The following is a 23936-nucleotide window of genomic DNA, read 5'->3' on the forward strand; positions in this document are numbered from 1 at the left end:
GGACGCACAATGGAAAACCTGCTGATCGTTAATGCTGATGACTTTGGTCTCTCGAAAGGCCAGAACTACGGCATTATTGAAGCCTGTCGCCGGGGGATTGTGACCTCTACCACGGCACTGGTGAATGGTGAGGCGGTTGAACACGCGGCGCAGCTGAGACGCGAGGTGCCGGCGCTGGGCGTCGGCATGCATTTTGTGCTGACGCTCGGGATGCCGCTTTCGCCAATGCCGGGCCTGACGCGCGACGGCCAGCTTGGAAAGTGGATTTGGGAACTGGCGGAGCAGGATGCTCTGCCGCTCGAAGAGATTGCCCGCGAGCTGGACTGTCAGTTCAACCGCTTCGTTGATGTGTTTGGTCAGGCGCCGACGCATATCGACAGCCATCACCACGTGCATATGATCCCGGCGATTTTCCCGATTGTCGCCGGGTTTGCCCAGCGCAAAGGCGTGGCGATGCGCGTGGATAGGGAGGCGCGCGGCGTGCCCGACTGCGACGTGACAACCACTGAGGGGTTCAGCAGCGCATTTTACGGCGACGAGATCGACGACGCGCTGTTCCTGAAGGTGCTGGACGATTCCGCCGCGCGGGGGGAAAAGTCGGTAGAAGTGATGGCGCATCCGGCTTTTGTCGATAACACCGTGCTGAAAAGCGCCTACTGCTGGCCGCGCCTGGCGGAGCTGGACGTGCTGACGTCGGCGTCGCTGAAGTATGCGATTGCCGAGCGCGGGTATCGGTTGGGGACGTTTGGGGATCTTTGAGATAAAGCCCGGTGGCAGCTTCGCCTTACCGGGCCTACAAAACCAATCGAATGTAGGCCGGGTAAGCGCAAGCGCCACCCGGCTTTTTTTACGCCGGGATCTGATCGATCTTGCTGCTGCGCGACCAGACGCGGTGTGCGGCGAGCAAATCAAACAGCTTCGTCATAAAGGCATCGTCAACGTTATCTCCCTCGACAATCCCGTCCTCACCCTGATCGGCCACCTTCAGCTGCGCTTTGAACTGTCGCGCGTCGCCGGACAGCGCGATCGGTTTCAGGTGCTTATAGGCTTCCAGCAGATAATACACGGCGTCCCCGTTGGTCAGCAGGCTGGCAATATCCCCGCACGGTACAATCACCGCATCGACGGTCAGCGATGGCGCCCCGGCAAAGGTCGCCGCGACCGGCAGCACAGAGCCATCGTCAGCCGTCACTTCACCCATGCGGGAATAGAGCAGTTTGGCATGCACGCCCTGAGTCTTCAGCGCCTGCATAATCCCCAGCACGTCGCTGGCGCGTGTTTTGTCATTCAGCAGAATGGCGACCACGCGGCCTTTAATCGAGCCGCCCGGCACGGCATACAGGCTCAGCGACGGATCTTTCTTCACGCCGTTAACCTCTTTCGGCGGAGCAAGGTTGCGCTGCTCGTCGGTCAGCGTAATGCCCAGGTTATCCGCGACGCTCTGGGCAAGCTGAATATCAATATGTGCCAGCTGATCGACCACCCGCTCGCGGATGTAGGTACGCACCACTTTACTCAGCTCAAAGCTGAAGCCACCTATGATGTGCTGTTGCTCAATCGGCGTCTGGCTGTTCCAGAACAGGCGAGGGTGGGCGTAATACTCACCGAACGAGGGGCTGCGCTCGCGAATTTTATTGCCATCGATACGCTCCTGATACGATTCGAATCCACCGCGTTTCGGTCCGGGAGGCGTTTCACGCGGCCAGTTATCGTTGATGGAGTTCGGCTCATAGTTTGCCGGGTTGGTATCAATATCCTGACGGTGCATCCCGTCGCGCTGGAAGTTGTGATACGGGCAGGTTGGGCGGTTAATCGGAATTTCGTGGAAGTTCGGCCCGCCGAGTCGGCTAATCTGCGTATCGGTATAGGAGAACAGGCGTCCCTGCAGGAGCGGATCGTTGGTGAAGTCCAGCCCCGGCACGATATGCCCCGGGTGGAACGCGGCCTGCTCGTTTTCGGCAAAGAAATTATCCGGGTTGCGGTTGAGCACCATTTTACCCACCAGCTGCACCGGCACCAGCTCTTCCGGGATCAGCTTCGTCGGGTCCAGAAGGTCGAAATCGAACTTAAATTCGTCCTCTTCCGGTATGAGCTGCAGGCCCAGTTCGTATTCCGGGAAGTCGCCCGCTTCAATGGATTCCCACAGCTCGCGGCGATGGAAGTCCGGATCGCGCCCGGTCAGCTTCTGCGCCTCGTCCCACACCAGCGAGGCTTTACCCGCGACAGGCTTCCAGTGGAAGCGGACAAACGTGGCTTTCCCCTCGGCGTTGATCAGACGGAAGGTGTGGATGCCAAACCCCTCCATGGTGCGATAGCTGCGCGGAATGCCGCGGTCTGACATCGCCCACATCACGTTGTGTAAGGTTTCAGGCTGCAGGGAAACATAGTCCCAGAAGGTGTCGTGCGCACTTTGTCCCTGCGGTATGGCCCAGTGGGGCTCCGGTTTTACCGCATGGACAAAGTCAGGAAATTTATGCGCGTCCTGAATGAAAAACACCGGGGTGTTATTGCCGACCAGATCGAAAATACCCTCTTCGGTATAAAACTTGGTGGCAAAGCCGCGGATATCCCGGACGGTATCTGCCGACCCCGCGCCGCCCTGCACGGTGGAGAAACGCACAAACACCGGGGTAATTTTATCCGGGTCGGAGAGGAAATCCGCTTTGGTGATCGCTTTCAGGCTCTTGTAGGGCTGAAAGTAGCCGTGCGCAGCGGAACCGCGCGCGTGGACGATGCGTTCTGGTATCCGCTCGTGGTCAAAATGGGTGATTTTTTCCCGCAGGATAAAGTCTTCCAGCAGGGTTGGGCCGCGCACGCCTGCGCGAAGGGAGTTCTGATCGTCAGCAATACGCACGCCCTGATTGGTGGTGAGCGCAAAACCCTCGCCGCCTTTACGGTGTGGCTCAAGAGATTTCAGCTTCTCGTTTCCCGTGTCCGGCGATTTCATGCTTCCCGGTGCGGTAGGCTGTTCGCCCGGTGCTGAGGGGCCAGGGGAGGGGCGGTGAGAGCCGTCTGCAGGGGCGAGAGAGTCCATACCCGGTTGAGATTCTTCAGTGCCATGAATCGGTGATTGATGTGTTTTATCTTTGTTCGACATTGCACGCTTCTCCTTTATCCATTGCTAAAAACCCTATTAAGGATAGAACAATGTCGCGACATGGTTCGCGAACTAAGAGTTTTCACATGCCGTGATTAGCGAAAGGAGCCATCTCACCCACTCGGAGCGCGACGGAAGGCAGCAGGATCGGCTATCATAGAATTTTCCTGCTTCAAGAATTTTGCTTTAGTGAATCCGTCGCTTATGAAACCTCTTCGTCAACAAAACCGCCAGGTTATTAGCTATGTGCCCCGCGTTGAGCCCGCGCCGCCTGACCATGCCCTGAAAGTGGAGGGCTTTCGTGATGTCTGGCTGCTGCGGGGGAAATACGTGGCCTTTGTGCTGATCGGCGAACATTTCCGTCGCTCTCCCACGTTTACGGTGCCGGAGTCCGCACAGCGGTGGGCGATGCAGATCCGCCAGGATGAAGAGGTTGAAGAATAACAGCCATAAAAAAACCGCCTGATGGCGGTTTTTTTATTTCTACCGTGATTAACGGTGCGCCAGCTCGGCGTCGTCTTCACTTTCCAGAATCGCTTTGTCGGTCTGCTTCAGCCACTGGCTGGTCAGCGTACCGGCGGTCATGGAGCCGCTCACGTTCAGCGCGGTACGACCCATGTCGATCAGCGGCTCAACGGAGATCAGCAGGGCGACCAGCGTTACGGGCAGACCCAGCGCAGGCAGCACAATCAGTGCGGCGAAGGTTGCGCCACCGCCAACGCCCGCAACGCCTGCGGAGCTTACGGTAACAATCCCGACCAGCGTGGCGATCCATACCGGATCCAGCGGGTTGATACCCACTGTCGGCGCGACCATTACGGCCAGCATCGCCGGGTACAGACCCGCACAGCCGTTCTGACCAATGGTGGCACCAAAGGAGGCAGAGAAGCTGGCGATGGATTCAGGCACGCCCAGACGACGGGTTTGCGCTTCAACGTTCAGCGGAATAGACGCGGCGCTGGAACGGCTGGTGAAGGCAAAGGTCAGTACCGGCCAGACTTTACGGAAGTATTTCAGCGGGCTGACGCCGTTCACGCCCAGCAGGATGCCGTGCACCACGAACATAATGCCCAGGCCCAGATAAGAGGCGACAACGAAGCTGCCCAGCTTAATGATGTCCTGCAGGTTAGAGCCGGCAACCACTTTGGTCATCAGCGCCAGCACGCCGTAAGGGGTGAGCTGCATAACCAGACGAACCAGCTTCATCACCCAGCTTTGCAGGGTGTCAATCGCGGTCAGCACGCGTTCGCCTTTTGGCGCGTCGTCTTTCAGCAGCTTCAGCGCCGCGACGCCCAGGAACGCGGCGAAAATAACCACGCTGATGATCGAGGTTGGGCTCGCACCGGTCAGGTCAGCAAACGGGTTCTTCGGAATGAAGGAGAGCACCATCTGCGGCACGGTCAGGTCAGCTACTTTACCCACATAGTTGGTCTGAATCGCGGTAAGACGTGCCGTTTCAGCGGTACCCTGAACCAGACCTTCTGCGGTCAGGCCAAACAGGTTGGTGACCAGCACACCCACCAGCGCGGCAATCAGCGTGGTGAACAGCAGCGTACCAATGGTCAGGAAACTGATTTTTCCTAGCTGAGTGGCGTTATGCAGGCGGGCCACGGCGCTCAGAATAGAGGCGAACACCAGCGGCATAACGATCATCTGCAGCAGCTGGACATAGCCGTTACCGACAATGTTGAACCACTGAATGGAATCTTTCAGAACTGGATTATCGGAGCCATAAATTGCCTGTAATGCCAGACCAAATACGACACCCATGGCCAGACCAACCAGCACCTTTTTCGCCAGGCTCCACTGTTTGTGGCGCGCCTGCGCGAGAAGCAATAGCAATATAACGAACACAACGACGTTCGCGATGAGTGGAAAATTCATCCCCGTTCTCCTGATTTATTATTGGGTCGGTTTTTACCGATCCTGTTGGCGGAAGGTTAGCAGAAGTGTGATGTAGCGCTTATATCCAAATGGAATGGGTTATGACAAATGGGATAATTTTGTCGGTTTACTGTTCAATCTGGTGATGAATAAAGCGATTAAACTGAAATTGCAGCGAATTAATCATCTGGGATGACCAGCGAACTGCACTGTTTTCGGGCAAGGTTTGCGGCATCCAGACGGCGTAAGCAAACAGCGCCATGCATAATACCCGCTCAAGCTGGTTACCTTTCTGCGGTGCGAGGATGGGAAAACGGAAACGCCAGCGGCAGGGCCATAGCAGCGGCACGCCCGCAGGCGTCAGCATATCGGCCAGAATATGGCTTAAATAGCCCAGCACCATCCCCTGGATGGCATCGGCGGGGACTATCCAGCTTTCAGGCACTTTTAAATAGAACAGCGTCAGCAGGCCAAACACGGCCAGCAGGCTGTGCGTAAACCCCCGGTGACCAAACGCGCGTGCGATGGGTTTCGACACCCATTTCAGACGCTGTCCGAGGAAGGATTTAGGGTGGTCGATGTCGGGCAGCAGACAGGTCAATACGGCGGAAGGGACAATATGCCACCAGTCCCCCTGTGCCAGCACGGGGGTAAGTTCAGCGTTTTTGGCAAATACTGCGCACGCAATAGAAAAAAGCAGGTGGCCTTCCGCCGTCATGATAAAACCCACGAAACTGTCAATTCATACAGTATAGGGTTTTTATACAGTAGGCGGAAGAGGTGACGGTGTAACTGTTTGTCACAAACCGAAGGAGGGCGTTAACCGCCCTGCAGATGATGCGCCGTCAGTTCTTCCAGTGAATTAAGCTTCACGTCGGCAAGCGCAAACCGGGGGTCGTGACGGCCTTCTTCAGCGGGCACCACAATGGAGCGCATCCGCGCAGCCTTCGACGCCACCATACCGTTAACGGAATCTTCCAGCGCAACGCAGTTGAGGGGATCCAGGCCGAGCTTAGCGGCACAGTCCAGATAGACCTGCGGGTGCGGCTTGCTGTAAGGCAATTTTTCAGCGGACGCCAGCGCGTCAAAACTGTCGCGCAGTTCAAACATCGTGAGCACTTTTTCCAGCATATGCAGCGGTGAAGCGGAAGCCAGGCCAACCTTCAGCCCCTGGGCTTTACACAACGCGACAGCCTCACGTACGCCGGGCAGCAGCGGCCGGCTCTCTTCCACCAGAGAAATGGCGCGGCTGATAATGCGTGCGGTCACCTCATTGCGATCGGGACCCACCCACGGCTGTTGGGCAAACCACAGGTCAACCACCATATCGATGCGCAGGCCCAGCGTATCGGGTAGTTCATTAGGGCGGCTGATATCGACGCCCAGACTGGCCATCACATCCAGTTCGGCGCGATCCCACAGCGGTTCGGAATCGATCAGTAATCCATCCATGTCAAAAATTGCGGCAAGAATTTGGCGCGGTGTCGACATCACAACGTCTCCTTATCCAGGGTGTTCGACAGACGATACGTGCTAAGCACAATCTGCAATTTAGCATATTGCTTTTAAAGAGCGGGCGAAATTGATGACCAGCAGGTAGACTTAGGCACAAATAACGCGTCTTTATGAAGAGGAACTGATGACGTATCAACAAGCTGGACGCATTGCGGTCTTAAAACGTATTGCTGGCTGGGTGATTTTTATTCCTGCCGTCATTTCTACGCTGATTTCTGTACTCAAATTTATGTACGATCACAGCGAAAAACAGCCGGGTATCAATGCGGTAATGCTTGATTTCGCTCATGTCATGATTGAGATGATGCGTTTTAATACGCCATTTTTGAATGTCTTCTGGTTTAACTCACCCACCCCGGATTTTCATCAACAGCTGAATATCGGCTTCTGGGTGATATACGCCCTGATCTTTGTCGCGCTGGCACTGCAGGCCTCTGGCGCGAGAATGAGCCGTCAGACGCGCTTTTTACGCGAAGGCGTTGAGGATCAGTTGATTCTGGAGCAGGCCAAAGGCCCGGAAGGCATGAGTCGGGAGCAGATTGAATCCCGCATTGTTGTGCCGCGTCACACCATTTTCCTGCAAATTTTCCCGCTCTATATCCTTCCCGTAATCATCATTGTGGCGGGATACTTCTTCTTCTCACTGCTCGGTTTTCTGTAAGCGATAAGGGTGGCGGCAAGGCCACCCGTGCGCTTTTCAGGCGGCAAGCATACGCTCGAGTGCCCGCTGGGCGTTAACCAGATGTTCTCCGCCAAAAAGAATGGCGCGGTTCATCAGCGTATAAAGCTGATACACCGGCTGGCGGTCGAGGAAACCGGGCGGCAGGGGGGAAACAGACTGGTATCCGTCGTATATTTGCGGCGGCTGCTCCGGATGAAGCGGCAGCATGGCAAGATCGCACTCTCTGTCACCCCAGTAGCAGGCCGGGTCGAAGATGTAGGGGCCGTTGGGACCCAGCGCGCAGTTATCAGACCACAAATCGCCGTGAAGCAGAGACGCCTGGGGCTGGTGGGAGGCCAGACGCTGTTGAACGTGCTCGACGATGGCATCAATATTGCCAAATTCCAGCCCTTTCTCGGCGGCCAGCTCAAGCTGCCAGCCAATGCGCTGCTCGGCAAAAAATGTCGACCAGCGACGCTGCCAGGCATTGGGCTGTGGCGTGGTAGAGAGATCGTTGTCAAAATCGAGACCAAACTGCGGCTGGTCGCTCCATTGATGCAGGCGCGCTAACTGTTGGCCGAGGATAAACGCATTATGGGCATCCAGCGGTCGGGCGGGGAGATATTCCATGACCAGAAAACTGTAATCGCGGTCGCTACCGACGGCCAGCACCTGTGGGACCGTCACCGTTTTACTGCGCGACAGCAGCTCCAGTTGGTCGGCTTCGGCGGTAAATATCGGAAGCAGTTCTCGCTCATCGCACTTAACGAAAAGATCGCGTCCTGCGTAGCGTAAATGCCACGCGGCGTGGATCTCACCGCCTGGCAGTTCGTTACGCAGTTCAATTTCACCTTCACCCAGCTGCTCACGTAAAAGATGACTGATAGCCTGCCACATGTTGTCTCTCCCATGTTGTCTGCCAGATCATAAAGTTAGCGCATAATTGCGGTAAAAAAATACGAACTAACGCACACCTGAGCGGTTTAAATTCATGCAGCGCACTTATTGTTCTTTTTTCCGCCAGCTTTCCCAGGTATCCACGTCAATTTCGGCAGGCTTGTCGGTCACGCTCTCTACCAGACTGGCGGCCAGCGCATGAACCTCTTCCTGGCTCAGGGCGCCGATGAGACCAAATGCCAGGGTGCCTAAATCATGAATATTGCCCTCGTCATCCGTGAGCGTGAGGAGAAAATTAGCCCGGGTGAAGGCGTTGTTGAGCTCATTCAGCTCGGTCAGCGATGCTTCATGAAGGTTGATGGTCACGACGTAACGTGTGATGTCACCACTGCTCATAATTCACCTCATTGTTATCATGGAAGTTTTCTTAGCATAGTCGATAGTTTGCGTTTGGCGACTCAGAGCGGACATTCCCCTCCGTAAAGACGAAGGGGAAAGGCGTTAATTTCGGGATAGGTAATCGACGATTTTTTGCGTATCGGCAAGTGAGCAGAGACGCGTGCCCTGATTGATAGTTGCGGCGCTACCCGCCGCCACGCCGTAGCGCGTCATTTCCAGCAGAGACGCGCCCTGCGCCAGTTTTAGCGTCATCGCGCCCACCATGCTATCGCCCGCACCAACCGTGCTCTGGCTCTTCATCGGCGGTGGGACAACCTGAAAGGACGACGTTTCATCGACGGCCAGCGCCCCCTGAGGACCAAGGGAAACGACTACGCGTCGCGCTTTGCCGCTGCGTACCAGCTCCTGCGCGGCGGTGCGAACATCATCAGGCTGCGTCAGTTCGCGGTTGACCAGCGCGCTTAACTCTTTCTGGTTGGGTTTGACCAGCTCAAGATTGCCCGGCACCAGGGCCGCCTGCAGGGCCTCGCCGCTGCTGTCGACAATGCAGCGGATGCCGCGTTTCTGTACCGCCTGAATCAGCGCCGTTAATTTTTCCGTGCTGACGCCGGGCGGCAGGCTGCCGCTTACCACCAGCAGCGCGCCGCTTTCTATCGTCAGCACTTTCTCTTCAAGCTGACGAAACTCGTCATCGCTGAGTTTCGCACCCGGCATGACAAAACGGTACTGCTCGCCGCTGGACTCCACGTGGACATGCAGGTTTTGCCGCGTCCAGTCTTTGGCCTCGACGGTCTCTACGGCTACCTGTTCATCTGCCAGCAGAGAGACCAGGTGTTCACCGGTGGCACCGCCTGCGGGGAAAATTGCCGTGGCTTTGCCGCCGAGGTGGGTAATAGCGCGCGCCACGTTGATCCCGCCGCCGCCGGGCTCAAATACCGGGGCGCTACAGCGCAATTTACCTTCCGGGTAAATCTGCGGCGTCAGGGTGGCGGAATCCAGGGAAGGGGAGAGCGTCAGGGTATAGATAGAAACCATCATTACCTCCTTTTAGTATGGGTTCTTATTAGCCTGGCACCATTTGACAGGAAGGCAATGTAAATAACAGTATGATTTTAAATATGAATACTGACAAAAAGTGAGGCGGGGGATATATAAAATAAAACGCTTTTTGAGATCGTTCTTATTCAAAAAATGAAATAAGAAAACATTGCTATGTTATTTGCGGCTTTTTATAATTTGTTACCTTTCTCTGGACGCCTTGTCATTGATCCTCAAGAAAGATTCCGGGACCGTGTGGTCTCTTTTTTTGTTGTACGGACTCCTTAATAAAATGAAGCTTTTAAAGACAGTGCCCGCTGCACTGATGCTGGCGGGTGGCGTGTTTGCGGCTATGAACGCAACCGCTGATGATACCGTTTTTACTGTCATGGACGATCCTTCCACCGCGAAAAAACCGTTTGAAGGTAACCTCAACGCCGGGTACCTGGCACAATCCGGTAACACGAAAAGCTCTTCTCTGACGGCGGACAGTACGCTCACCTGGTACGGCAACACCACCGCCTGGTCTCTGTGGGGTAATGCCAGCAACACTTCCGCTAATGACGAACGTTCTTCCGAGAAATATGCGGTAGGCGGACGTAGCCGTTACAACATGACCGACTATGACTACCTGTTTGGACAGGCAAGCTGGTTAACCGACCGTTACAACGGTTATCGCCAGCGTGATGTGTTCACCGCCGGTTATGGTCGCCAGTTCCTGAACGGTCCGGTACACAGCCTCCGTTTTGAATTCGGTCCGGGTGTGCGTTATGACGAGTACACCAATGGCGATACCAAAACCCAACCGCTCGGTTACGCTTCCGGTACCTATGCCTGGCAGATGACTGACAACACCAAATTTACGCAGGGTGTTTCCGTATTTGGTGCCGACGACACGACGCTGAACTCTGAGACGGCGCTGAACGTGGCTATCAACGAACACTTTGGTCTGAAAGTGGCCTACAACGTGACCTGGAACTCTTCACCACCAGAAACCGCGCCGGATCATACCGACCGCAGAACCACGGTTTCACTGGGTTACAGAATGTAATAAAAGCGGGCCGATGTTGATGTCGGCCCGTTTATTGTCAGTGGCTATTTGACGTCCCTTCTGATGACCTGTCTTCGCACCTAGCCCCAAATCATTGCCGCCCAACGGAGTAGCAGCATTGCGCCGCAGATGGCAATCAGCACCAGCACCATTTTCCAGTGTTTTACGGCAAATCGTTTTGTTGGCATAACCTAATCCTTGTTCGTTGATACCCACAGTCTATCAAACAGGGCCGAAATATGCCCCTTCTCGGGATCGATTGGGTTATGCCAGCATAGGGTTCGGCTCAGAACCAGTGGAATCGTTCGGCGAGAATCAACAATAAACCTGTGGCGGAAAGGACATTCAATATCACAACCGTTCTGCTGGATACGTTCATGGTATGCACCTTTGGGTTTAAGGACCTGTTCAAGAGTAGCTCAGCATCTTCGAAATGCGAGCGCAGGGGAGAAGCAACCCGCAAATTCGTACGAAAGTGCCAGCCCATCAATCTGGCCGCAGAGGGTGCAATCTCCTTTGCGTTAGTGTTAACATTACGTCGCTTGCCGTAAATCCACATTAATCTGAATTCGGCAGGTGAATGATGACGAACCAATTTGACGATTGTTGGTCAGATGGTGTCGTAATCTATTGTCAAATCACGATTATTTTCTTTGTATATGCTCTTATGTGTGGGGCATCACTGCAAATAAGGATATAAAATGCCTGTAATTACTCTTCCTGATGGCAGTCAACGCCATTTCGACCGTGCTGTTAGCCCAATGGATGTTGCCCTGGACATTGGTCCTGGTCTCGCGAAAGCGACTATCGCTGGCCGTGTGAACGGTGAGCTGGTGGATGCCTCCGATCTGATCGAAAACGATGCGACGCTTGCCATCATCACCGCGAAAGACGAAGAAGGTCTGGAGATCATTCGTCACTCCTGCGCGCACCTGTTAGGCCATGCCATCAAACAGCTGTGGCCAAACACCAAAATGGCGATCGGTCCGGTTATCGACAACGGTTTCTACTACGACGTTGACCTCGACCACACCCTGACTCAGGAAGATATCGACGCGCTCGAAAAACGCATGCACGAGCTCGCCGAAACCAACTATGACGTCATCAAGAAGAAAGTCAGCTGGCACGAAGCGCGTGAAACCTTCGTGAAGCGCGGCGAGAGCTACAAGGTCTCTATTCTTGACGAAAACATTTCGCATGATGACAAGCCTGGCTTGTACCATCACGAAGAATACGTCGACATGTGCCGTGGACCGCACGTGCCGAACATGCGCTTCTGTCATCACTTTAAGCTGATGAAGATCGCAGGCGCCTACTGGCGTGGCGACAGCAACAACAAGATGTTGCAGCGTATTTATGGTACCGCGTGGGCCGATAAAAAAGCCCTGAACGCGTACCTGCTTCGTCTGGAAGAGGCGGCGAAGCGTGACCACCGTAAAATCGGCAAGCAGCTTGACCTGTACCACATGCAGGAAGAAGCGCCGGGTATGGTGTTCTGGCATAACGACGGGTGGACTATCTTCCGTGAACTGGAAACTTTCGTACGCTCCAAGCTGAAAGAGTACCAGTATCAGGAAGTGAAAGGCCCGTTCATGATGGACCGTGTGCTGTGGGAAAAAACCGGCCACTGGGACAACTACAAAGATGCGATGTTCACCACCTCGTCTGAGAACCGTGAATACTGCATCAAGCCAATGAACTGCCCGGGCCACGTTCAGATCTTCAACCAGGGTCTGAAATCCTACCGCGACCTGCCGCTGCGTATGGCGGAGTTCGGTAGCTGTCACCGTAACGAGCCATCAGGTGCGCTGCACGGTCTGATGCGTGTTCGTGGCTTTACGCAGGATGATGCGCATATCTTCTGTACTGAAGATCAGGTCCGTGACGAAGTTAACGCCTGTATTCGTATGGTCTACGATATGTACAGCACCTTTGGCTTCGAGAAGATCGTGGTCAAACTCTCAACGCGTCCGGAAAAACGTATCGGTAGCGATGAGACCTGGGATCGCGCAGAAGCGGATCTCGCCGTGGCGCTGGAAGAGAACGGCATTCCGTTCGAATACCAGCTGGGCGAGGGCGCATTCTACGGTCCGAAAATTGAATTTACCCTGTATGACTGCCTCGATCGCGCATGGCAGTGCGGTACTGTACAGCTGGACTTCTCCCTGCCGCAGCGTTTAAGCGCCTCTTATGTTGGCGAAGACAACGAGCGTCAGGTACCGGTAATGATTCACCGCGCAATTCTCGGTTCTCTGGAGCGCTTCATCGGCATCCTGACCGAAGAGTTCGCTGGCTTCTTCCCAACCTGGCTTGCGCCAGTGCAGGTCGTGGTGATGAACATTACCGATTCTCAGGCGGATTACGTTAAAGAATTGACGCAGAAACTACAAAATGCGGGCATTCGCGTAAAAGCAGACTTGAGAAATGAGAAGATTGGCTTTAAAATCCGCGAGCACACTTTACGTCGTGTCCCGTATATGTTGGTCTGTGGTGATAAAGAGGTGGAAGCAGGCAAAGTTGCCGTTCGCACCCGCCGTGGTAAAGACCTGGGCAGCCTGGACGTAAGTGAAGTGATTGAGAAGCTGCAACAAGAGATTCGCAGCCGCAGTCTTCAACAACTGGAGGAATAAGGTATTAAAGGCGGAAAACGAGTTCAAACGGCACGTCCGAATCGTATCAATGGCGAGATTCGCGCCCAGGAAGTTCGCTTAACAGGTCTGGAAGGCGAGCAGCTGGGGATTGTGAGTCTGAGAGAAGCAATCGAAAAGGCTGAAGAAGCTGGAGTAGATTTAGTTGAAATCAGCCCTAACGCCGAACCGCCAGTTTGTCGTATCATGGACTACGGCAAGTTCCTTTATGAAAAGAGTAAGTCTTCTAAGGAACAGAAGAAGAAGCAAAAAGTTATCCAGGTTAAGGAAATCAAATTCCGTCCTGGTACCGACGATGGCGATTATCAGGTAAAACTCCGCAGCCTGATTCGCTTTCTGGAAGATGGCGATAAGGCCAAGATCACACTGCGTTTCCGCGGTCGTGAGATGGCCCACCAACAGATTGGTATGGAAGTGCTTAACCGCGTCCGTGACGATCTGAGTGAACTGGCAGTAGTCGAATCCTTCCCTACGAAGATCGAAGGCCGCCAGATGATCATGGTGCTCGCTCCTAAGAAGAAACAGTAAGGCCTTCAAGCAGCAAAATCTGTGGAGCCTTCGGGTTTCATAGGTTTTGTTCGCCTATGTTTCGTTTATTTAACAATGCGAAGTGGAAGTTATTAAGATGCCAAAAATTAAGACCGTACGCGGTGCTGCTAAGCGCTTCAAAAAAACCGGTGGTGGTGGATTTAAGCGTAAGCACGCAAACCTGCGTCATATTCTGACCAAAAAATCTACTAAGCGTAAACGTCACCTGCGTCCAAAAGGCCTCGTTTCTAAAGGCGATCTGGGTCTGGTTATCGCGTGCCTGCCGTACGCATAAGCCGTTAACGTTTAATTTTTTACTAAGAATATAGATACAGGAGAGCACATATGGCTCGCGTAAAACGTGGTGTAATTGCACGTGCACGTCACAAGAAAATTTTGAAACAAGCTAAAGGCTACTACGGTGCGCGTTCACGCGTATACCGCGTTGCCTTCCAGGCTGTTATCAAAGCAGGTCAGTACGCTTACCGTGACCGTCGTCAGCGTAAGCGTCAGTTCCGTCAACTGTGGATTGCGCGTATCAACGCAGCAGCACGTCAGAACGGTATTTCTTACAGCAAATTCATCAACGGCCTGAAAAAAGCCTCTGTTGAAATCGACCGTAAGATCCTGGCTGACATCGCAGTATTCGACAAAGTAGCGTTCACCGCTCTGGTCGAAAAAGCGAAAGCAGCACTGGCATAAGCCAGTTGAGAGAGGGGGCCTGGCTCCCTCTTTTCATTTAACACCATCAGAAGATTGACATTTATCCGTCCAGGCTTTTCAATAAGGTCTTAACGGTTTTTACCCAACAAGGTAACGCAAGCATGAATGCTGCTATTTTCCGCTTCTTCTTTTACTTTAGCACCTGATTTCAGGAGGCTAGCGCGTGAAAGATGAAACGAAAAACAGCGCCAGATAAGCCTCCCGATGGAGGCTTTTTTTGTGCCTGAATTTGAGAGAATAACTCCACCAAATCGGTGTCTGCACCGACATAATGAGGAAAATCATGTCACATCTCGCAGAGCTGGTTGCCAGTGCAACAGCCGCCATTAATCAGGCCTCAGATGTTGCCGCGTTAGACAATGTCCGCGTCGAATATCTTGGGAAGAAAGGGCATCTGACCCTTCAAATGACAACCCTGCGTGAGCTGCCGCCAGAAGAACGCCCGGCTGCGGGTGCGGTGATTAACGAAGCCAAAGAGCAGGTACAGCAGGCGCTGAACGCGCGCAAAGCCGAGCTGGAAAGCGCGGTGCTGAATGCGCGTCTGGCCGCAGAGACGATTGACGTTTCTCTGCCGGGTCGCCGCATCGAAAACGGCGGTCTGCACCCGGTTACCCGCACCATCGATCGCATTGAAAGTTTCTTCGGTGAGCTCGGCTTTACCGTGGCGACTGGCCCGGAAATCGAAGATGATTACCATAACTTCGACGCCCTGAACATTCCTGGCCATCATCCGGCACGCGCTGACCACGACACTTTCTGGTTCGACGCTACGCGTCTGCTGCGTACCCAGACCTCCGGCGTTCAGATCCGTACCATGAAGGATCAGGAGCCGCCAATCCGCATTATCGCGCCGGGCCGCGTCTATCGTAACGACTACGATCAGACCCACACCCCAATGTTCCACCAGATGGAAGGTCTGATCGTTGATAAAAACATCAGCTTCACCAACCTGAAGGGCACGCTGCACGATTTCCTGAACAACTTCTTTGAGGAAGATCTGCAGGTTCGTTTCCGTCCGTCCTACTTCCCGTTCACCGAACCGTCTGCAGAAGTTGACGTGATGGGTAAAAACGGCAAATGGCTGGAAGTGCTGGGCTGCGGCATGGTGCATCCAAACGTGCTGCGCAACGTGGGTATCGATCCGGAAGTTTACTCCGGCTTTGCCTTCGGCATGGGCATGGAGCGTCTGACTATGCTGCGTTACGGCGTGACCGACTTACGTGCATTCTTCGAAAACGATCTGCGTTTCCTCAAACAGTTTAAATAAGGGCAGGACAGAACAATGAAATTCAGTGAACTGTGGTTACGCGAGTGGGTGAACACCACGCTGGACAGCGAAGCGCTTTCTAACCAGATCACCATGGCGGGTCTGGAAGTGGACGGCGTTGAGCCGGTTTCCGGTGCCTTCAACGGCGTGGTCGTCGGCGAAGTGGTAGAGTGCGGCCAGCACCCTAACGCTGACAAACTGCGCGTAACAAAAGTGAACGTGGGCGGTGACCGTCTGCTGGATATCGTCTGCGGTGCGCCAAACTGCCGTCAGGGCCTGAAGGTGGCGGTGGCGACCGTCGGTGCGGTGCTGCCGGGCGATTTCAAAATTAAAGCGGCTAAGCTGCGCGGCGAGCCGTCTGAAGGCATGCTGTGCTCCTTCTCCGAGCTGGGTATTTCTGACGACCACAACGGCATCATTGAGCTGCCGCTGGATGCGCCAATTGGCACCGATATCCGTGAGTACCTGAAGCTTGATGACAACACCATCGAAATCAGCGTCACGCCAAACCGTGCCGACTGCTTAGGGATCATCGGCGTGGCGCGCGATGTTGCCGTGCTGAACCAGACCGAACTGAACGCGCCAGACATTGTGCCGGTTGAAGCGACCATCAGTGACGTGCTGCCTATTCAGGTTGACGCTGCGGATGCCTGCCCGCGCTACCTCGGTCGCGTGGTGAAAGGCATTAACGTAAAAGCGCCAACCCCGCTGTGGATGAAAGAGAAGCTGCGCCGCTGCGGTATCCGCTCTATCGACGCCGTGGTTGACGTGACTAACTACGTTCTGCTGGAGCTGGGCCAGCCAATGCACGCGTTCGATAAAGATCGTATCGACGGCGGCATCGTTGTGCGCATGGCGAAAGAGGGTGAAACCCTGGTTCTGCTGGACGGCAGCGAAGCGAAACTGAACGCCGACACCCTGGTGATTGCTGACCACAGCAAAGCGCTGGCAATGGGCGGTATCTTCGGGGGCGAGCATTCAGGCGTGAACGACGAGACGCAAAACGTCCTGCTGGAATGCGCGTTCTTCAGCCCGCTCTCCATCACCGGTCGCGCACGCCGTCACGGCCTGCATACCGATGCCTCTCACCGCTACGAGCGTGGCGTTGACCCGGCGCTGCAGTATAAAGCGATGGAACGTGCGACTCGCCTGCTGATCGATATCTGCGGCGGTGAAGCGGGCCCGGTTATCGACGTCACCCACGAAGCGACCCTGCCGAAGCGTGCCACCATTACCCTGCGCCGCAGCAAGCTGGATCGCCTGATTGGTCACCACGTTGCCGATGCGCAGGTGACCGATATCCTGACGCGTCTGGGTTGCGAAGTGACCGAAGGCCAGGACGAGTGGAAAGCCGTTGCGCCATCATGGCGTTTCGACATGGAAATTGAAGAAGATCTGGTGGAAGAAGTGGCCCGCGTTTACGGCTATAACAACATCCCTGATGAGCCTGTCCAGGCAGGTCTGGTGATGGGCACCCACCGTGAAGCCGACCTGTCCCTGAAGCGTGTGAAAACCATGCTGAATGACAAAGGCTACCAGGAAGTGATCACCTACAGCTTTGTGGATCCAAAGCTGCAGCAGCTGATCCACCCGGGCCAGGAGGCGCTGATCCTGCCAAGCCCAATCTCCAGCGAAATGTCCGCGATGCGTCTGTCTCTGTGGACGGGCCTGCTGGGCACTGTCGTTTATAACCAGAATCGTCAGCAAAACCGCGTGCGAATTTTCGAAAGCGGTTTGCGCTTTGTACCGGATAATCAGGCAAATTTAGGCATCCGTCAGGATCTCATGCTGGCTGGCGCCATCAGCGGCAACCGCTATGAAGAGCACTGGGACCTGGCAAAAGGCACGGTTGATTTCTACGATATGAAGGGCGATCTGGAAGCAATTCTGGATCTGACCGGTAAATTATCTGAAATTGAATTCCGCGCAGAAGCCATCCCGGCACTGCATCCGGGCCAGAGCGCAGCTATCTATTTAGACGGCAAACGCGTTGGTTTTATTGGGGTTGTTCACCCTGAGCTGGAGCGCAAGCTGGACCTGAACGGCCGTACCATCGTGTTTGAGCTGGAATGGAACCCGGTGGCTGACCGCGTTATTCCTCAGGCTCAGGACGTCTCCCGCTTCCCGGCAAACCGCCGTGATATCGCGGTTGTGGTCGCGGAAAATGTGCCCGCAGCAGATATTTTGGCCGAATGTAAGAAAGTTGGCGTAAATCAGGTAGTTGGCGTAAACTTATTTGACGTGTACCGCGGCAAGGGCGTAGCAGAAGGTTTCAAGAGCCTCGCTATTAGCCTTATCCTTCAGGATACCAGCCGTACACTCGAAGAAGAGGAGATTGCCGCTACCGTCGCCAAATGTGTAGAGGCATTAAAAGAGCGATTCCAGGCATCATTGAGGGATTGAACCTATGGCGCTTACAAAAGCTGAAATGTCAGAATATCTGTTTGATAAGCTTGGGCTTAGCAAACGGGATGCCAAAGAGCTGGTAGAGCTGTTTTTCGAAGAGATCCGTCGTGCTCTGGAAAATGGTGAGCAGGTAAAACTCTCCGGTTTTGGCAATTTTGATTTGCGAGACAAAAACCAACGTCCGGGCCGCAACCCGAAGACGGGGGAAGATATTCCCATTACAGCCCGCCGCGTGGTGACCTTCAGACCCGGCCAGAAGTTAAAAAGCCGTGTCGAAAACGCAACGCCCAAAGCAGAGTAATATGAACTAACTAAAAAGGCCGCCCACGCGGCCTTTTTTCTTTGCGCTCTCCGGCAAACCCGCCGTAAAATCAATTACATCTCACGCTACTAAAACCGTACACATGCTTGATTATGCCCATCGCCAGCACCGTTCCGATAAGCGTCGCCTGCTTTTGCTGGTGCTATTGCTCATTATCGCCGCGGCCGTGAGCCTCTGTGCCGGAGACCGATGGATAGGGCCTGAAAGCTGGTGGGGGCCGGACGGGCAGCTCTTCGTCTGGCAAATTCGCCTGCCGCGCACCGTCGCGGTGGTTCTGGTGGGTGCCGCGCTGGCGCTGTGCGGCACCATTATGCAGGCGTTGTTTGATAACCCGCTGGCGGAGCCAGGGCTGCTTGGCGTGTCGAACGGGGCAGGCGTGGGGCTGATTGCAGCGGTGATGCTGGGCGGGGGAGAACTCTCCGGATGGAGTATTAGCCTGAGCGCTATTCTCGGCGCATTACTGATCACAGCGATCCTTCTTCGCTTCGCCAGACGGCACTTATCGACCAGCCGTCTGCTGCTTGCCGGCGTGGCGCTGGGGATCATCTGTAGCGCGTTGATGACCTGGGCGGTCTACTTCTCAACATCCTTTGACCTGCGTCAGCTGATGTACTGGATGATGGGTGGCTTTGGGGGCGTTGACTGGCACCAGGGCTGGCTGATGGCGCTGCTGGTACCGGCCATCGTGTGGGCTGCCCTGCAGGCGCAGCCGCTGAATATGCTCGCGCTGGGTGAAACCTCTGCCCGCCAGCTCGGCATGCCGATTGGGTTCTGGCGTAATGTGCTGGTGATCGTCATTGGCTGGCTGGTTGGCGTCAGCGTGGCTCTGGCGGGCGCGATCGGTTTTATCGGGCTGGTTATTCCGCACATGCTGCGTCTGTGGGGCCTCACGGACCATCGGACTCTGCTTCCGGCCTCGGCGGTCGCCGGGGCCGTCACGCTGCTGGTGGCCGATATCATCGCCCGGCTAGCCCTGACGGCCGCAGAGCTGCCGATTGGCGTGGTGACCGCCACGCTGGGCGCGCCGGTCTTTATCTGGCTACTATTAAAAGCTGGACGTTAAATCAACTAGCCGTAAGACAACCTGAGGGAATGCTATGCAGTCAACTATCCTGAATACTGAAGTGACCACCATTGACGGCGAGAAAACTACGCTGGAAGGCTACAAAGGCAACGTGTTGCTTGTCGTCAACGTTGCATCCAAATGTGGCCTGACGCCGCAGTACGAGCAGCTGGAAAACATTCAGAAGGCCTGGGAGAAAGACGGTTTCACCGTGCTGGGCTTCCCGTGCAACCAGTTCCTCGGCCAGGAGCCGGGCAGCGAAGAGGAGATCAAAACCTTCTGCAGCACCACCTATGGCGTGACGTTCCCGATGTTCAGCAAAATCGATGTCAACGGTGAAGACCGCCATCCGCTGTATGCGAAGCTTATTGCTGCCGCACCGAAGGCCGTTGCGCCGGAAGGAAGCGGTTTTTATGAACGCATGGCCAGCAAAGGCCGCGCGCCGCTTTACCCGGACGATATCCTGTGGAATTTTGAAAAATTCCTGATTGGTCGCGACGGCCAGGTGGTTCAGCGCTTTTCGCCGGATATGACCCCTGAGGATCCGATCGTCATGGAATCTATCAAGCTGGCGCTGGCGAAATAATGTCATTGCTGATGCAGCTCACGGACGTTGCCGAGAAGGGGCGTCTGGAGGCGATATCCGGTGCCGTCAATGCGGGAGAAATTCTGCATCTCGTCGGGCCAAACGGTGCGGGGAAGAGCACGCTGCTGGCACGGATGGCAGGCATGACCGACGGAGAAGGGCAGATAACGCTGCTGGAGCATACGCTCGCCGACTGGTCGCCGGTCTCGCTGGCGCATCGGCGCAGTTACCTCGTGCAGCAGCAGATGCCGCCCTTTGCTATGCCGGTCTGGCACTATCTGATGCTGCATTTGCACGACAAACAACAAACGTCACTGCTGACGGACGTGGCCGCGGCTCTGGGGCTGGAAGATAAACTGTCCCGGCACGCCAGCCAGCTTTCCGGCGGAGAGTGGCAGCGGGTTCGCCTGGCGGCTGTCATCCTTCAGATCCACCCGGCCGGCAATCCTCACGGGCGGATGCTGCTTCTCGATGAGCCCATGAGCGGTCTGGACGTGGCGCAGCAGGCGGCACTGGATACGCTGTTAAGCACCCTGAGCCGAAAAGGCATTGCCGTGGTGATGAGCAGCCATGACCTCAACCACACCCTGCGTCATGCCCACCGGGTATGGCTGCTCTCGAAGGGAAAGATGATCGCCAGCGGTGCACGGGATCAGGTTCTTACGCCACCCCATCTTGCCCGCGCATACAACATGTCGTTCCGCAGGCTGGATATAGAAGGACATAAGATGCTGATTTCTACCGGGCAGGCGTAACCGTTTCTTGCCTGTGAGCACAATTGCACGCTAAATTACGAAAAGAACAATAAAAGCAGAGGATTCGTCTGAAAATGCGATTCTGGTTTCTCCTGATGGCCACACTCTTTCTTGCGGGATGCAGTAGCCATCGTGCGCCGCCGCCTAACCCACGGCTTTCAGATTCGATCACCGTTATTGCCAGCCTTAACGATCAGCTGAGCAACTGGCGCGGCACGCCTTATCGTTACGGCGGCATGAGCCGCGGCGGTGTGGATTGCTCCGGCTTCGTTCTGATGACGTTTCGCGATAAGTTTGATTTACAGCTTCCGCGAGAAACGCGCAAGCAGGCAGAAATCGGCACTGAAATTGATAAAGACGATCTTCTCCCCGGAGACCTAGTTTTCTTCAAAACTGGTTCGGGTGAAAGCGGTCTTCACGTGGGCATATATGATACAGACAATCAGTTCATTCACGCCTCGACCAGTCGCGGGGTGATGCGCTCCTCTCTTGATAATGTTTACTGGCGTAAAAATTTCTGGCAGGCACGACGTATATAGTCTTTGTCGGATACTTCTCTTATGACGGCATGATAAGAATAAATCATGCCGTTTTTTCTCAAATAAGATGCTTAAAGTTAAATTTACCTAAAATTAGCGAATCCTGCATGTGTCTGTTTTATCTAAAACTGGCTATTATTCTGCAACCAGGATAAAATTATTTTAGATTCAGGGATAAATCTGAAAATTAATACGGAACTAATGAAATTAATCTTATTAAAATCAAGACAGTGGAATTGTGTCGGCAATTGCTCCAGGATGTCCTCTCTCATCTTTAATGCGGGGCGAGTGCAATGATTATTACGCTAGATAATGCTTACCAGTCTGAACTGCTGCTTCTGCCTGCCCGTAATAGCGCAGGTGAGCTGAAAGGTTTAGAAATTCTGGTTAACTTTACTGGCGTCGGCAGCAATGTGCGGATCCCCACTGAGCTTGTTATCCCTCGGCTTTCAGCGGCTGAAGAGTTAGCGCTGTTTGACGAAAAACTGCAATTGCTTGATACCTGTAAACTGTTTTTTATTCAGCATCAGTTAATTGCATGGATCAATATTACACCTGCAATAGTTGAATTTTTATTAAGTAATGGAAACGCTGTTTCAATCCTTGAGCGTTATCCGTTTCTTGAGTTTACTGTTAATGAGAATTATCCAGGTTTAAATAACGGAAAGGACGACCTGCAGCTGGCGAGAATGGCAATCCATTTCCCGTTGGTCCTGGCAAACTTTGGTGCAGGCGCCGCCTCGCTCAAAGCGGTCTATGATGGATTATTTAAACGGGTCATCCTTGATAAAGGATTCATTCAGCAGCGTGCCCCGGAGCTCTCTTTTGAGCCTTTTATGCGCGCAATCCTCTGGCAAATCACGCCGCACTGCCAGTCAGTGATTGTCTCGGGTATTGACGACCACGGCCTGTTGCAGCGCGTTTTGTCCTTCAATTTTGGTGCAATGCAGGGGGCTCTCTGGCCAGCCGTCTCTGCAGAACACGTCACTACGCTGGTTCAGCAGCGATAACCCTTGCTTTCGCCCGTGTTTAAGTCCGGGTAAACCCTCTACACTAAAAGCAGGAGGACTTATGACCCTGTCTTTTACTGCTCACTGGCATGACGAGTTGCCTGGCTTTTATACCGCACTCAAACCTACACCGTTACACAATTCACGCCTTATCTGGCATAACGATTTGCTGGCTGAAGAACTGGCTATTCCACCTGACCTGTTTCAGCGTTCAGAGGGCGCTGGCGTCTGGGGCGGTGAAACGCTTCTTGCCGGTATGCAGCCTCTGGCTCAGGTCTATAGCGGACATCAGTTTGGCGTCTGGGCGGGACAGCTGGGCGACGGCAGGGGGATCCTGCTCGGCGAACAACAGCTTCCCAACGGGGAGACGGTTGACTGGCACCTGAAAGGCGCGGGCCTGACTCCCTATTCGCGGATGGGCGACGGGCGCGCGGTACTGCGTTCAACGATTCGCGAGTGCCTGGGCTCCGAGGCGATGCATGCCCTGGGTATTCCCACCACCCGCGCGCTGTCGATCGTTACCAGCGATACCCCGGTTGTGCGTGAAACCGTGGAAAAGGGCGCAATGCTAATGCGTATCGCGCAAAGCCATTTGCGCTTCGGTCATTTTGAGCATTTTTACTATCGTCGCGAGCCGGAAAAGGTGCGCCAGCTGGCTGACTTTGCCATTCGTCACCACTGGGCGCATTTGCAGGACGAAGCGGATAAATACGTTCTCTGGTTCCGGGACGTGGTGGCTCGTACCGCAACCCTGATTGCCCGCTGGCAAACGGTAGGCTTTGCCCATGGCGTGATGAATACGGACAACATGTCGCTTCTCGGGTTGACCTTTGACTACGGTCCTTTTGGCTTCCTGGATGATTATCAGCCTGGGTACATCTGCAACCACTCCGACTATCAGGGGCGCTACAGTTTTGACAATCAGCCCGCGGTGGGCCTGTGGAACCTGCAGCGGCTTGCACAAACCCTGTCGCCGTTTATCGACGTTGATGCCCTGAATGATGCCCTCGACAGCTATCAGGAGATCTTACTGCGGGAATATGGCACGCTGATGCGCAACAAGCTGGGGCTGGTGACGCAGGAGAAGGGCGATAACGACATCCTCAATGGCCTGTTTGCCCTGATGGCGCGCGAGGGCAGCGATTACACGCGTACCTTCCGGATGCTGGGGCAGACGGAGCAGTACAGCGCCGCCTCGCCGCTGCGCGATGAGTTTATTGACAGACAGGCGTTTGACGACTGGTTTGCATCCTACCGCACGCGGCTGCAGCAGGAGCAGGTGGATGACGCCGCCCGCCAGACGCAGATGAACGCCACGAACCCCGCGATGGTGTTGCGCAACTGGCTGGCGCAGCGGGCGATTGAGCAGGCAGAGCAGGGCGAGTACGACGAGCTACACCGTTTGCACGTGGCGTTGCGCACGCCGTTTGCCGATCGGGACGACGACTACGTCAGCCGCCCGCCTGACTGGGGCAAGCGGCTGGAGGTCAGCTGCTCAAGCTAGCGATTTTTGCCGGGCGGCGGTGTCGCCTAACCCGGCCTGAACA

General features: G+C 54.8%; 27 protein-coding genes and 1 other annotated feature. Of the genes, 18 read left to right on the forward strand and 9 right to left on the reverse strand.

All coding sequences use genetic code 11. The annotated features are described in order from the left end of the window. Positions 1-9: 9 nt before the first annotated feature. Positions 10-759: a chitin disaccharide deacetylase gene (chbG, locus tag GXP72_RS09250; protein ID WP_090417310.1), complete on the forward strand. Its 750-nt coding sequence runs from the start codon at positions 10-12 to the stop codon at positions 757-759. A gap of 88 nt (positions 760-847) precedes the next feature. On the opposite strand, the gene katE is transcribed toward chbG, so the two are convergent. Further along, the gene (gene katE, locus GXP72_RS09255) at positions 848-3097 is read right to left on the reverse strand and encodes a catalase HPII (RefSeq protein ID WP_090417308.1); all 2250 of its coding nucleotides are present in this window, start codon (positions 3095-3097) and stop codon (positions 848-850) included. Positions 3098-3301: 204 nt separating this feature from the next. Here katE and cedA point away from each other — a divergent pair, with 204 nt between their 5' ends. Then, positions 3302-3541, forward strand: a complete 240-nt coding sequence (gene cedA, locus GXP72_RS09260) for a cell division activator CedA (protein ID WP_024909438.1) — start codon at positions 3302-3304, stop codon at positions 3539-3541. Positions 3542-3589: 48 nt separating this feature from the next. On the opposite strand, the gene GXP72_RS09265 is transcribed toward cedA, so the two are convergent. The 3 genes from GXP72_RS09265 to hxpB all read right to left on the reverse strand — a co-directional run bounded on the left by GXP72_RS09265 (position 3590) and on the right by hxpB (position 6472). Continuing rightward, positions 3590-4981: an L-cystine transporter gene (locus GXP72_RS09265; RefSeq protein ID WP_024909437.1), complete on the reverse strand. Its 1392-nt coding sequence runs from the start codon at positions 4979-4981 to the stop codon at positions 3590-3592. 127 nt (positions 4982-5108) lie between these two features. Then, positions 5109-5699: a metal-dependent hydrolase gene (locus GXP72_RS09270; protein WP_014883483.1), complete on the reverse strand. Its 591-nt coding sequence runs from the start codon at positions 5697-5699 to the stop codon at positions 5109-5111. A gap of 101 nt (positions 5700-5800) precedes the next feature. Next, positions 5801-6472, reverse strand: coding sequence for a hexitol phosphatase HxpB (hxpB, locus tag GXP72_RS09275; RefSeq protein WP_208763789.1), 672 nt, complete (start codon positions 6470-6472; stop codon positions 5801-5803). 148 nt (positions 6473-6620) lie between these two features. Between hxpB and GXP72_RS09280 the strand changes: the two genes are divergently transcribed. After that, positions 6621-7157 (forward strand): YniB family protein, encoded by a 537-nt coding sequence (locus GXP72_RS09280; RefSeq protein WP_023311291.1) that lies wholly within the window; start codon positions 6621-6623, stop codon positions 7155-7157. 36 nt (positions 7158-7193) lie between these two features. Here GXP72_RS09280 and GXP72_RS09285 read toward each other — a convergent pair whose 3' ends face one another. The 3 genes from GXP72_RS09285 to pfkB form a co-directional block, all read right to left on the reverse strand. Beyond that, positions 7194-8054 (reverse strand): fructosamine kinase family protein, encoded by an 861-nt coding sequence (locus GXP72_RS09285; protein WP_024909435.1) that lies wholly within the window; start codon positions 8052-8054, stop codon positions 7194-7196. Between the two features lie 105 nt (positions 8055-8159). Further along, on the reverse strand, positions 8160-8450 hold the full coding sequence (gene ghoS / locus GXP72_RS09290; RefSeq protein ID WP_047648044.1) for a type V toxin-antitoxin system endoribonuclease antitoxin GhoS: 291 nt from the start codon (positions 8448-8450) through the stop codon (positions 8160-8162). Between the two features lie 105 nt (positions 8451-8555). Further along, positions 8556-9488, reverse strand: coding sequence for a 6-phosphofructokinase II (pfkB, locus tag GXP72_RS09295; RefSeq protein WP_048991582.1), 933 nt, complete (start codon positions 9486-9488; stop codon positions 8556-8558). Between the two features lie 295 nt (positions 9489-9783). On the opposite strand from pfkB, the gene GXP72_RS09300 reads away from it, so the two are divergent. Continuing rightward, positions 9784-10542 (forward strand): YdiY family protein, encoded by a 759-nt coding sequence (locus GXP72_RS09300; protein WP_024909432.1) that lies wholly within the window; start codon positions 9784-9786, stop codon positions 10540-10542. 80 nt (positions 10543-10622) lie between these two features. Here GXP72_RS09300 and yniD read toward each other — a convergent pair whose 3' ends face one another. After that, positions 10623-10730 (reverse strand): small membrane protein YniD, encoded by a 108-nt coding sequence (yniD, locus tag GXP72_RS09305; RefSeq protein ID WP_008500658.1) that lies wholly within the window; start codon positions 10728-10730, stop codon positions 10623-10625. A gap of 98 nt (positions 10731-10828) precedes the next feature. Next, a complete protein-coding gene (yncL, locus tag GXP72_RS22815; RefSeq protein ID WP_080350507.1) occupies positions 10829-11101 on the reverse strand; it encodes a stress response membrane protein YncL in 273 nt (90 codons plus the stop codon). A 142-nt stretch (positions 11102-11243) separates the two neighbouring features. On the opposite strand from yncL, the gene thrS reads away from it, so the two are divergent. The 14 genes from thrS (at position 11244) to selO (ending at position 23893) form a co-directional block, all read left to right on the forward strand. Then, positions 11244-13172 carry a threonine--tRNA ligase gene (gene thrS, locus GXP72_RS09315; protein WP_008500657.1) on the forward strand — a complete coding sequence of 643 codons (1929 nt, stop codon included), beginning with the start codon at positions 11244-11246 and terminating at the stop codon, positions 13170-13172. A gap of 3 nt (positions 13173-13175) precedes the next feature. Next, complete coding sequence (gene infC, locus GXP72_RS09320; RefSeq protein ID WP_023616141.1) at positions 13176-13718, forward strand: translation initiation factor IF-3; 543 nt, start codon at positions 13176-13178, stop codon at positions 13716-13718. Positions 13719-13815: 97 nt separating this feature from the next. Continuing rightward, complete coding sequence (gene rpmI / locus GXP72_RS09325; protein WP_003030583.1) at positions 13816-14013, forward strand: 50S ribosomal protein L35; 198 nt, start codon at positions 13816-13818, stop codon at positions 14011-14013. Positions 14014-14063: 50 nt separating this feature from the next. After that, the gene (rplT, locus tag GXP72_RS09330) at positions 14064-14420 is read left to right on the forward strand and encodes a 50S ribosomal protein L20 (protein WP_000124850.1); all 357 of its coding nucleotides are present in this window, start codon (positions 14064-14066) and stop codon (positions 14418-14420) included. A 117-nt stretch (positions 14421-14537) separates the two neighbouring features. Further along, positions 14538-14662 (forward strand) — a sequence feature (Phe leader region). Next, entirely contained in the window at positions 14543-14587 is a 45-nt protein-coding gene (gene pheM, locus GXP72_RS09335; protein ID WP_001386830.1) for a pheST operon leader peptide PheM, read from the forward strand. Its footprint overlaps the feature before it by 45 nt. A 62-nt stretch (positions 14663-14724) precedes the next feature. Next, the gene (pheS, locus tag GXP72_RS09340) at positions 14725-15708 is read left to right on the forward strand and encodes a phenylalanine--tRNA ligase subunit alpha (protein ID WP_010426091.1); all 984 of its coding nucleotides are present in this window, start codon (positions 14725-14727) and stop codon (positions 15706-15708) included. A 15-nt stretch (positions 15709-15723) separates the two neighbouring features. Next, positions 15724-18111, forward strand: coding sequence for a phenylalanine--tRNA ligase subunit beta (gene pheT, locus GXP72_RS09345; protein WP_090417299.1), 2388 nt, complete (start codon positions 15724-15726; stop codon positions 18109-18111). Positions 18112-18115: 4 nt separating this feature from the next. Continuing rightward, positions 18116-18415 (forward strand): integration host factor subunit alpha, encoded by a 300-nt coding sequence (ihfA, locus tag GXP72_RS09350; RefSeq protein WP_003857805.1) that lies wholly within the window; start codon positions 18116-18118, stop codon positions 18413-18415. A gap of 103 nt (positions 18416-18518) precedes the next feature. Further along, positions 18519-19499: a vitamin B12 ABC transporter permease BtuC gene (gene btuC / locus GXP72_RS09355; protein WP_024909430.1), complete on the forward strand. Its 981-nt coding sequence runs from the start codon at positions 18519-18521 to the stop codon at positions 19497-19499. 34 nt (positions 19500-19533) lie between these two features. Continuing rightward, positions 19534-20085: a glutathione peroxidase gene (locus GXP72_RS09360; protein WP_024909429.1), complete on the forward strand. Its 552-nt coding sequence runs from the start codon at positions 19534-19536 to the stop codon at positions 20083-20085. Next, on the forward strand, positions 20085-20840 hold the full coding sequence (gene btuD / locus GXP72_RS09365) for a vitamin B12 ABC transporter ATP-binding protein BtuD (protein ID WP_024909428.1): 756 nt from the start codon (positions 20085-20087) through the stop codon (positions 20838-20840). Before GXP72_RS09360 ends, btuD begins: the two co-directional genes overlap by 1 nt. A gap of 74 nt (positions 20841-20914) precedes the next feature. Further along, on the forward strand, positions 20915-21379 hold the full coding sequence (locus tag GXP72_RS09370) for an NlpC/P60 family protein (protein WP_023335377.1): 465 nt from the start codon (positions 20915-20917) through the stop codon (positions 21377-21379). Between the two features lie 293 nt (positions 21380-21672). Beyond that, positions 21673-22389: an EAL domain-containing protein gene (locus tag GXP72_RS09375; RefSeq protein ID WP_024909427.1), complete on the forward strand. Its 717-nt coding sequence runs from the start codon at positions 21673-21675 to the stop codon at positions 22387-22389. Positions 22390-22450: 61 nt separating this feature from the next. After that, positions 22451-23893 (forward strand): protein adenylyltransferase SelO, encoded by a 1443-nt coding sequence (gene selO, locus GXP72_RS09380; RefSeq protein WP_208763790.1) that lies wholly within the window; start codon positions 22451-22453, stop codon positions 23891-23893. Positions 23894-23936: the final 43 nt, after the last annotated feature.

Source organism: Enterobacter sp. SES19 (genome assembly GCF_011765665.1).
GTDB classification, from domain to species: Bacteria; Pseudomonadota; Gammaproteobacteria; order Enterobacterales; family Enterobacteriaceae; genus Enterobacter; species Enterobacter pseudoroggenkampii.

Excerpts from the sequence above, each read along its gene's own strand:
- chbG (WP_090417310.1), top strand. The coding sequence starts at position 10 with ATGGAAAACCTGCTGATCGTTAATGCTGATGACTTTGGTCTCTCGAAA.
- katE (WP_090417308.1), bottom strand. The coding sequence starts at position 3,097 with ATGTCGAACAAAGATAAAACACATCAATCACCGATTCATGGCACTGAA.
- cedA (WP_024909438.1), top strand. The coding sequence starts at position 3,302 with ATGAAACCTCTTCGTCAACAAAACCGCCAGGTTATTAGCTATGTGCCC.
- GXP72_RS09265 (WP_024909437.1), bottom strand. The coding sequence starts at position 4,981 with ATGAATTTTCCACTCATCGCGAACGTCGTTGTGTTCGTTATATTGCTA.
- GXP72_RS09270 (WP_014883483.1), bottom strand. The coding sequence starts at position 5,699 with ATGACGGCGGAAGGCCACCTGCTTTTTTCTATTGCGTGCGCAGTATTT.
- hxpB (WP_208763789.1), bottom strand. The coding sequence starts at position 6,472 with ATGTCGACACCGCGCCAAATTCTTGCCGCAATTTTTGACATGGATGGA.
- GXP72_RS09280 (WP_023311291.1), top strand. The coding sequence starts at position 6,621 with ATGACGTATCAACAAGCTGGACGCATTGCGGTCTTAAAACGTATTGCT.
- GXP72_RS09285 (WP_024909435.1), bottom strand. The coding sequence starts at position 8,054 with ATGTGGCAGGCTATCAGTCATCTTTTACGTGAGCAGCTGGGTGAAGGT.
- ghoS (WP_047648044.1), bottom strand. The coding sequence starts at position 8,450 with ATGAGCAGTGGTGACATCACACGTTACGTCGTGACCATCAACCTTCAT.
- pfkB (WP_048991582.1), bottom strand. The coding sequence starts at position 9,488 with ATGGTTTCTATCTATACCCTGACGCTCTCCCCTTCCCTGGATTCCGCC.
- GXP72_RS09300 (WP_024909432.1), top strand. The coding sequence starts at position 9,784 with ATGAAGCTTTTAAAGACAGTGCCCGCTGCACTGATGCTGGCGGGTGGC.
- yniD (WP_008500658.1), bottom strand. The coding sequence starts at position 10,730 with ATGCCAACAAAACGATTTGCCGTAAAACACTGGAAAATGGTGCTGGTG.
- yncL (WP_080350507.1), bottom strand. The coding sequence starts at position 11,101 with ATGTGGATTTACGGCAAGCGACGTAATGTTAACACTAACGCAAAGGAG.
- thrS (WP_008500657.1), top strand. The coding sequence starts at position 11,244 with ATGCCTGTAATTACTCTTCCTGATGGCAGTCAACGCCATTTCGACCGT.
- rpmI (WP_003030583.1), top strand. The coding sequence starts at position 13,816 with ATGCCAAAAATTAAGACCGTACGCGGTGCTGCTAAGCGCTTCAAAAAA.
- rplT (WP_000124850.1), top strand. The coding sequence starts at position 14,064 with ATGGCTCGCGTAAAACGTGGTGTAATTGCACGTGCACGTCACAAGAAA.
- pheS (WP_010426091.1), top strand. The coding sequence starts at position 14,725 with ATGTCACATCTCGCAGAGCTGGTTGCCAGTGCAACAGCCGCCATTAAT.
- pheT (WP_090417299.1), top strand. The coding sequence starts at position 15,724 with ATGAAATTCAGTGAACTGTGGTTACGCGAGTGGGTGAACACCACGCTG.
- ihfA (WP_003857805.1), top strand. The coding sequence starts at position 18,116 with ATGGCGCTTACAAAAGCTGAAATGTCAGAATATCTGTTTGATAAGCTT.
- btuC (WP_024909430.1), top strand. The coding sequence starts at position 18,519 with ATGCTTGATTATGCCCATCGCCAGCACCGTTCCGATAAGCGTCGCCTG.
- GXP72_RS09360 (WP_024909429.1), top strand. The coding sequence starts at position 19,534 with ATGCAGTCAACTATCCTGAATACTGAAGTGACCACCATTGACGGCGAG.
- btuD (WP_024909428.1), top strand. The coding sequence starts at position 20,085 with ATGTCATTGCTGATGCAGCTCACGGACGTTGCCGAGAAGGGGCGTCTG.
- GXP72_RS09370 (WP_023335377.1), top strand. The coding sequence starts at position 20,915 with ATGCGATTCTGGTTTCTCCTGATGGCCACACTCTTTCTTGCGGGATGC.
- GXP72_RS09375 (WP_024909427.1), top strand. The coding sequence starts at position 21,673 with ATGATTATTACGCTAGATAATGCTTACCAGTCTGAACTGCTGCTTCTG.
- selO (WP_208763790.1), top strand. The coding sequence starts at position 22,451 with ATGACCCTGTCTTTTACTGCTCACTGGCATGACGAGTTGCCTGGCTTT.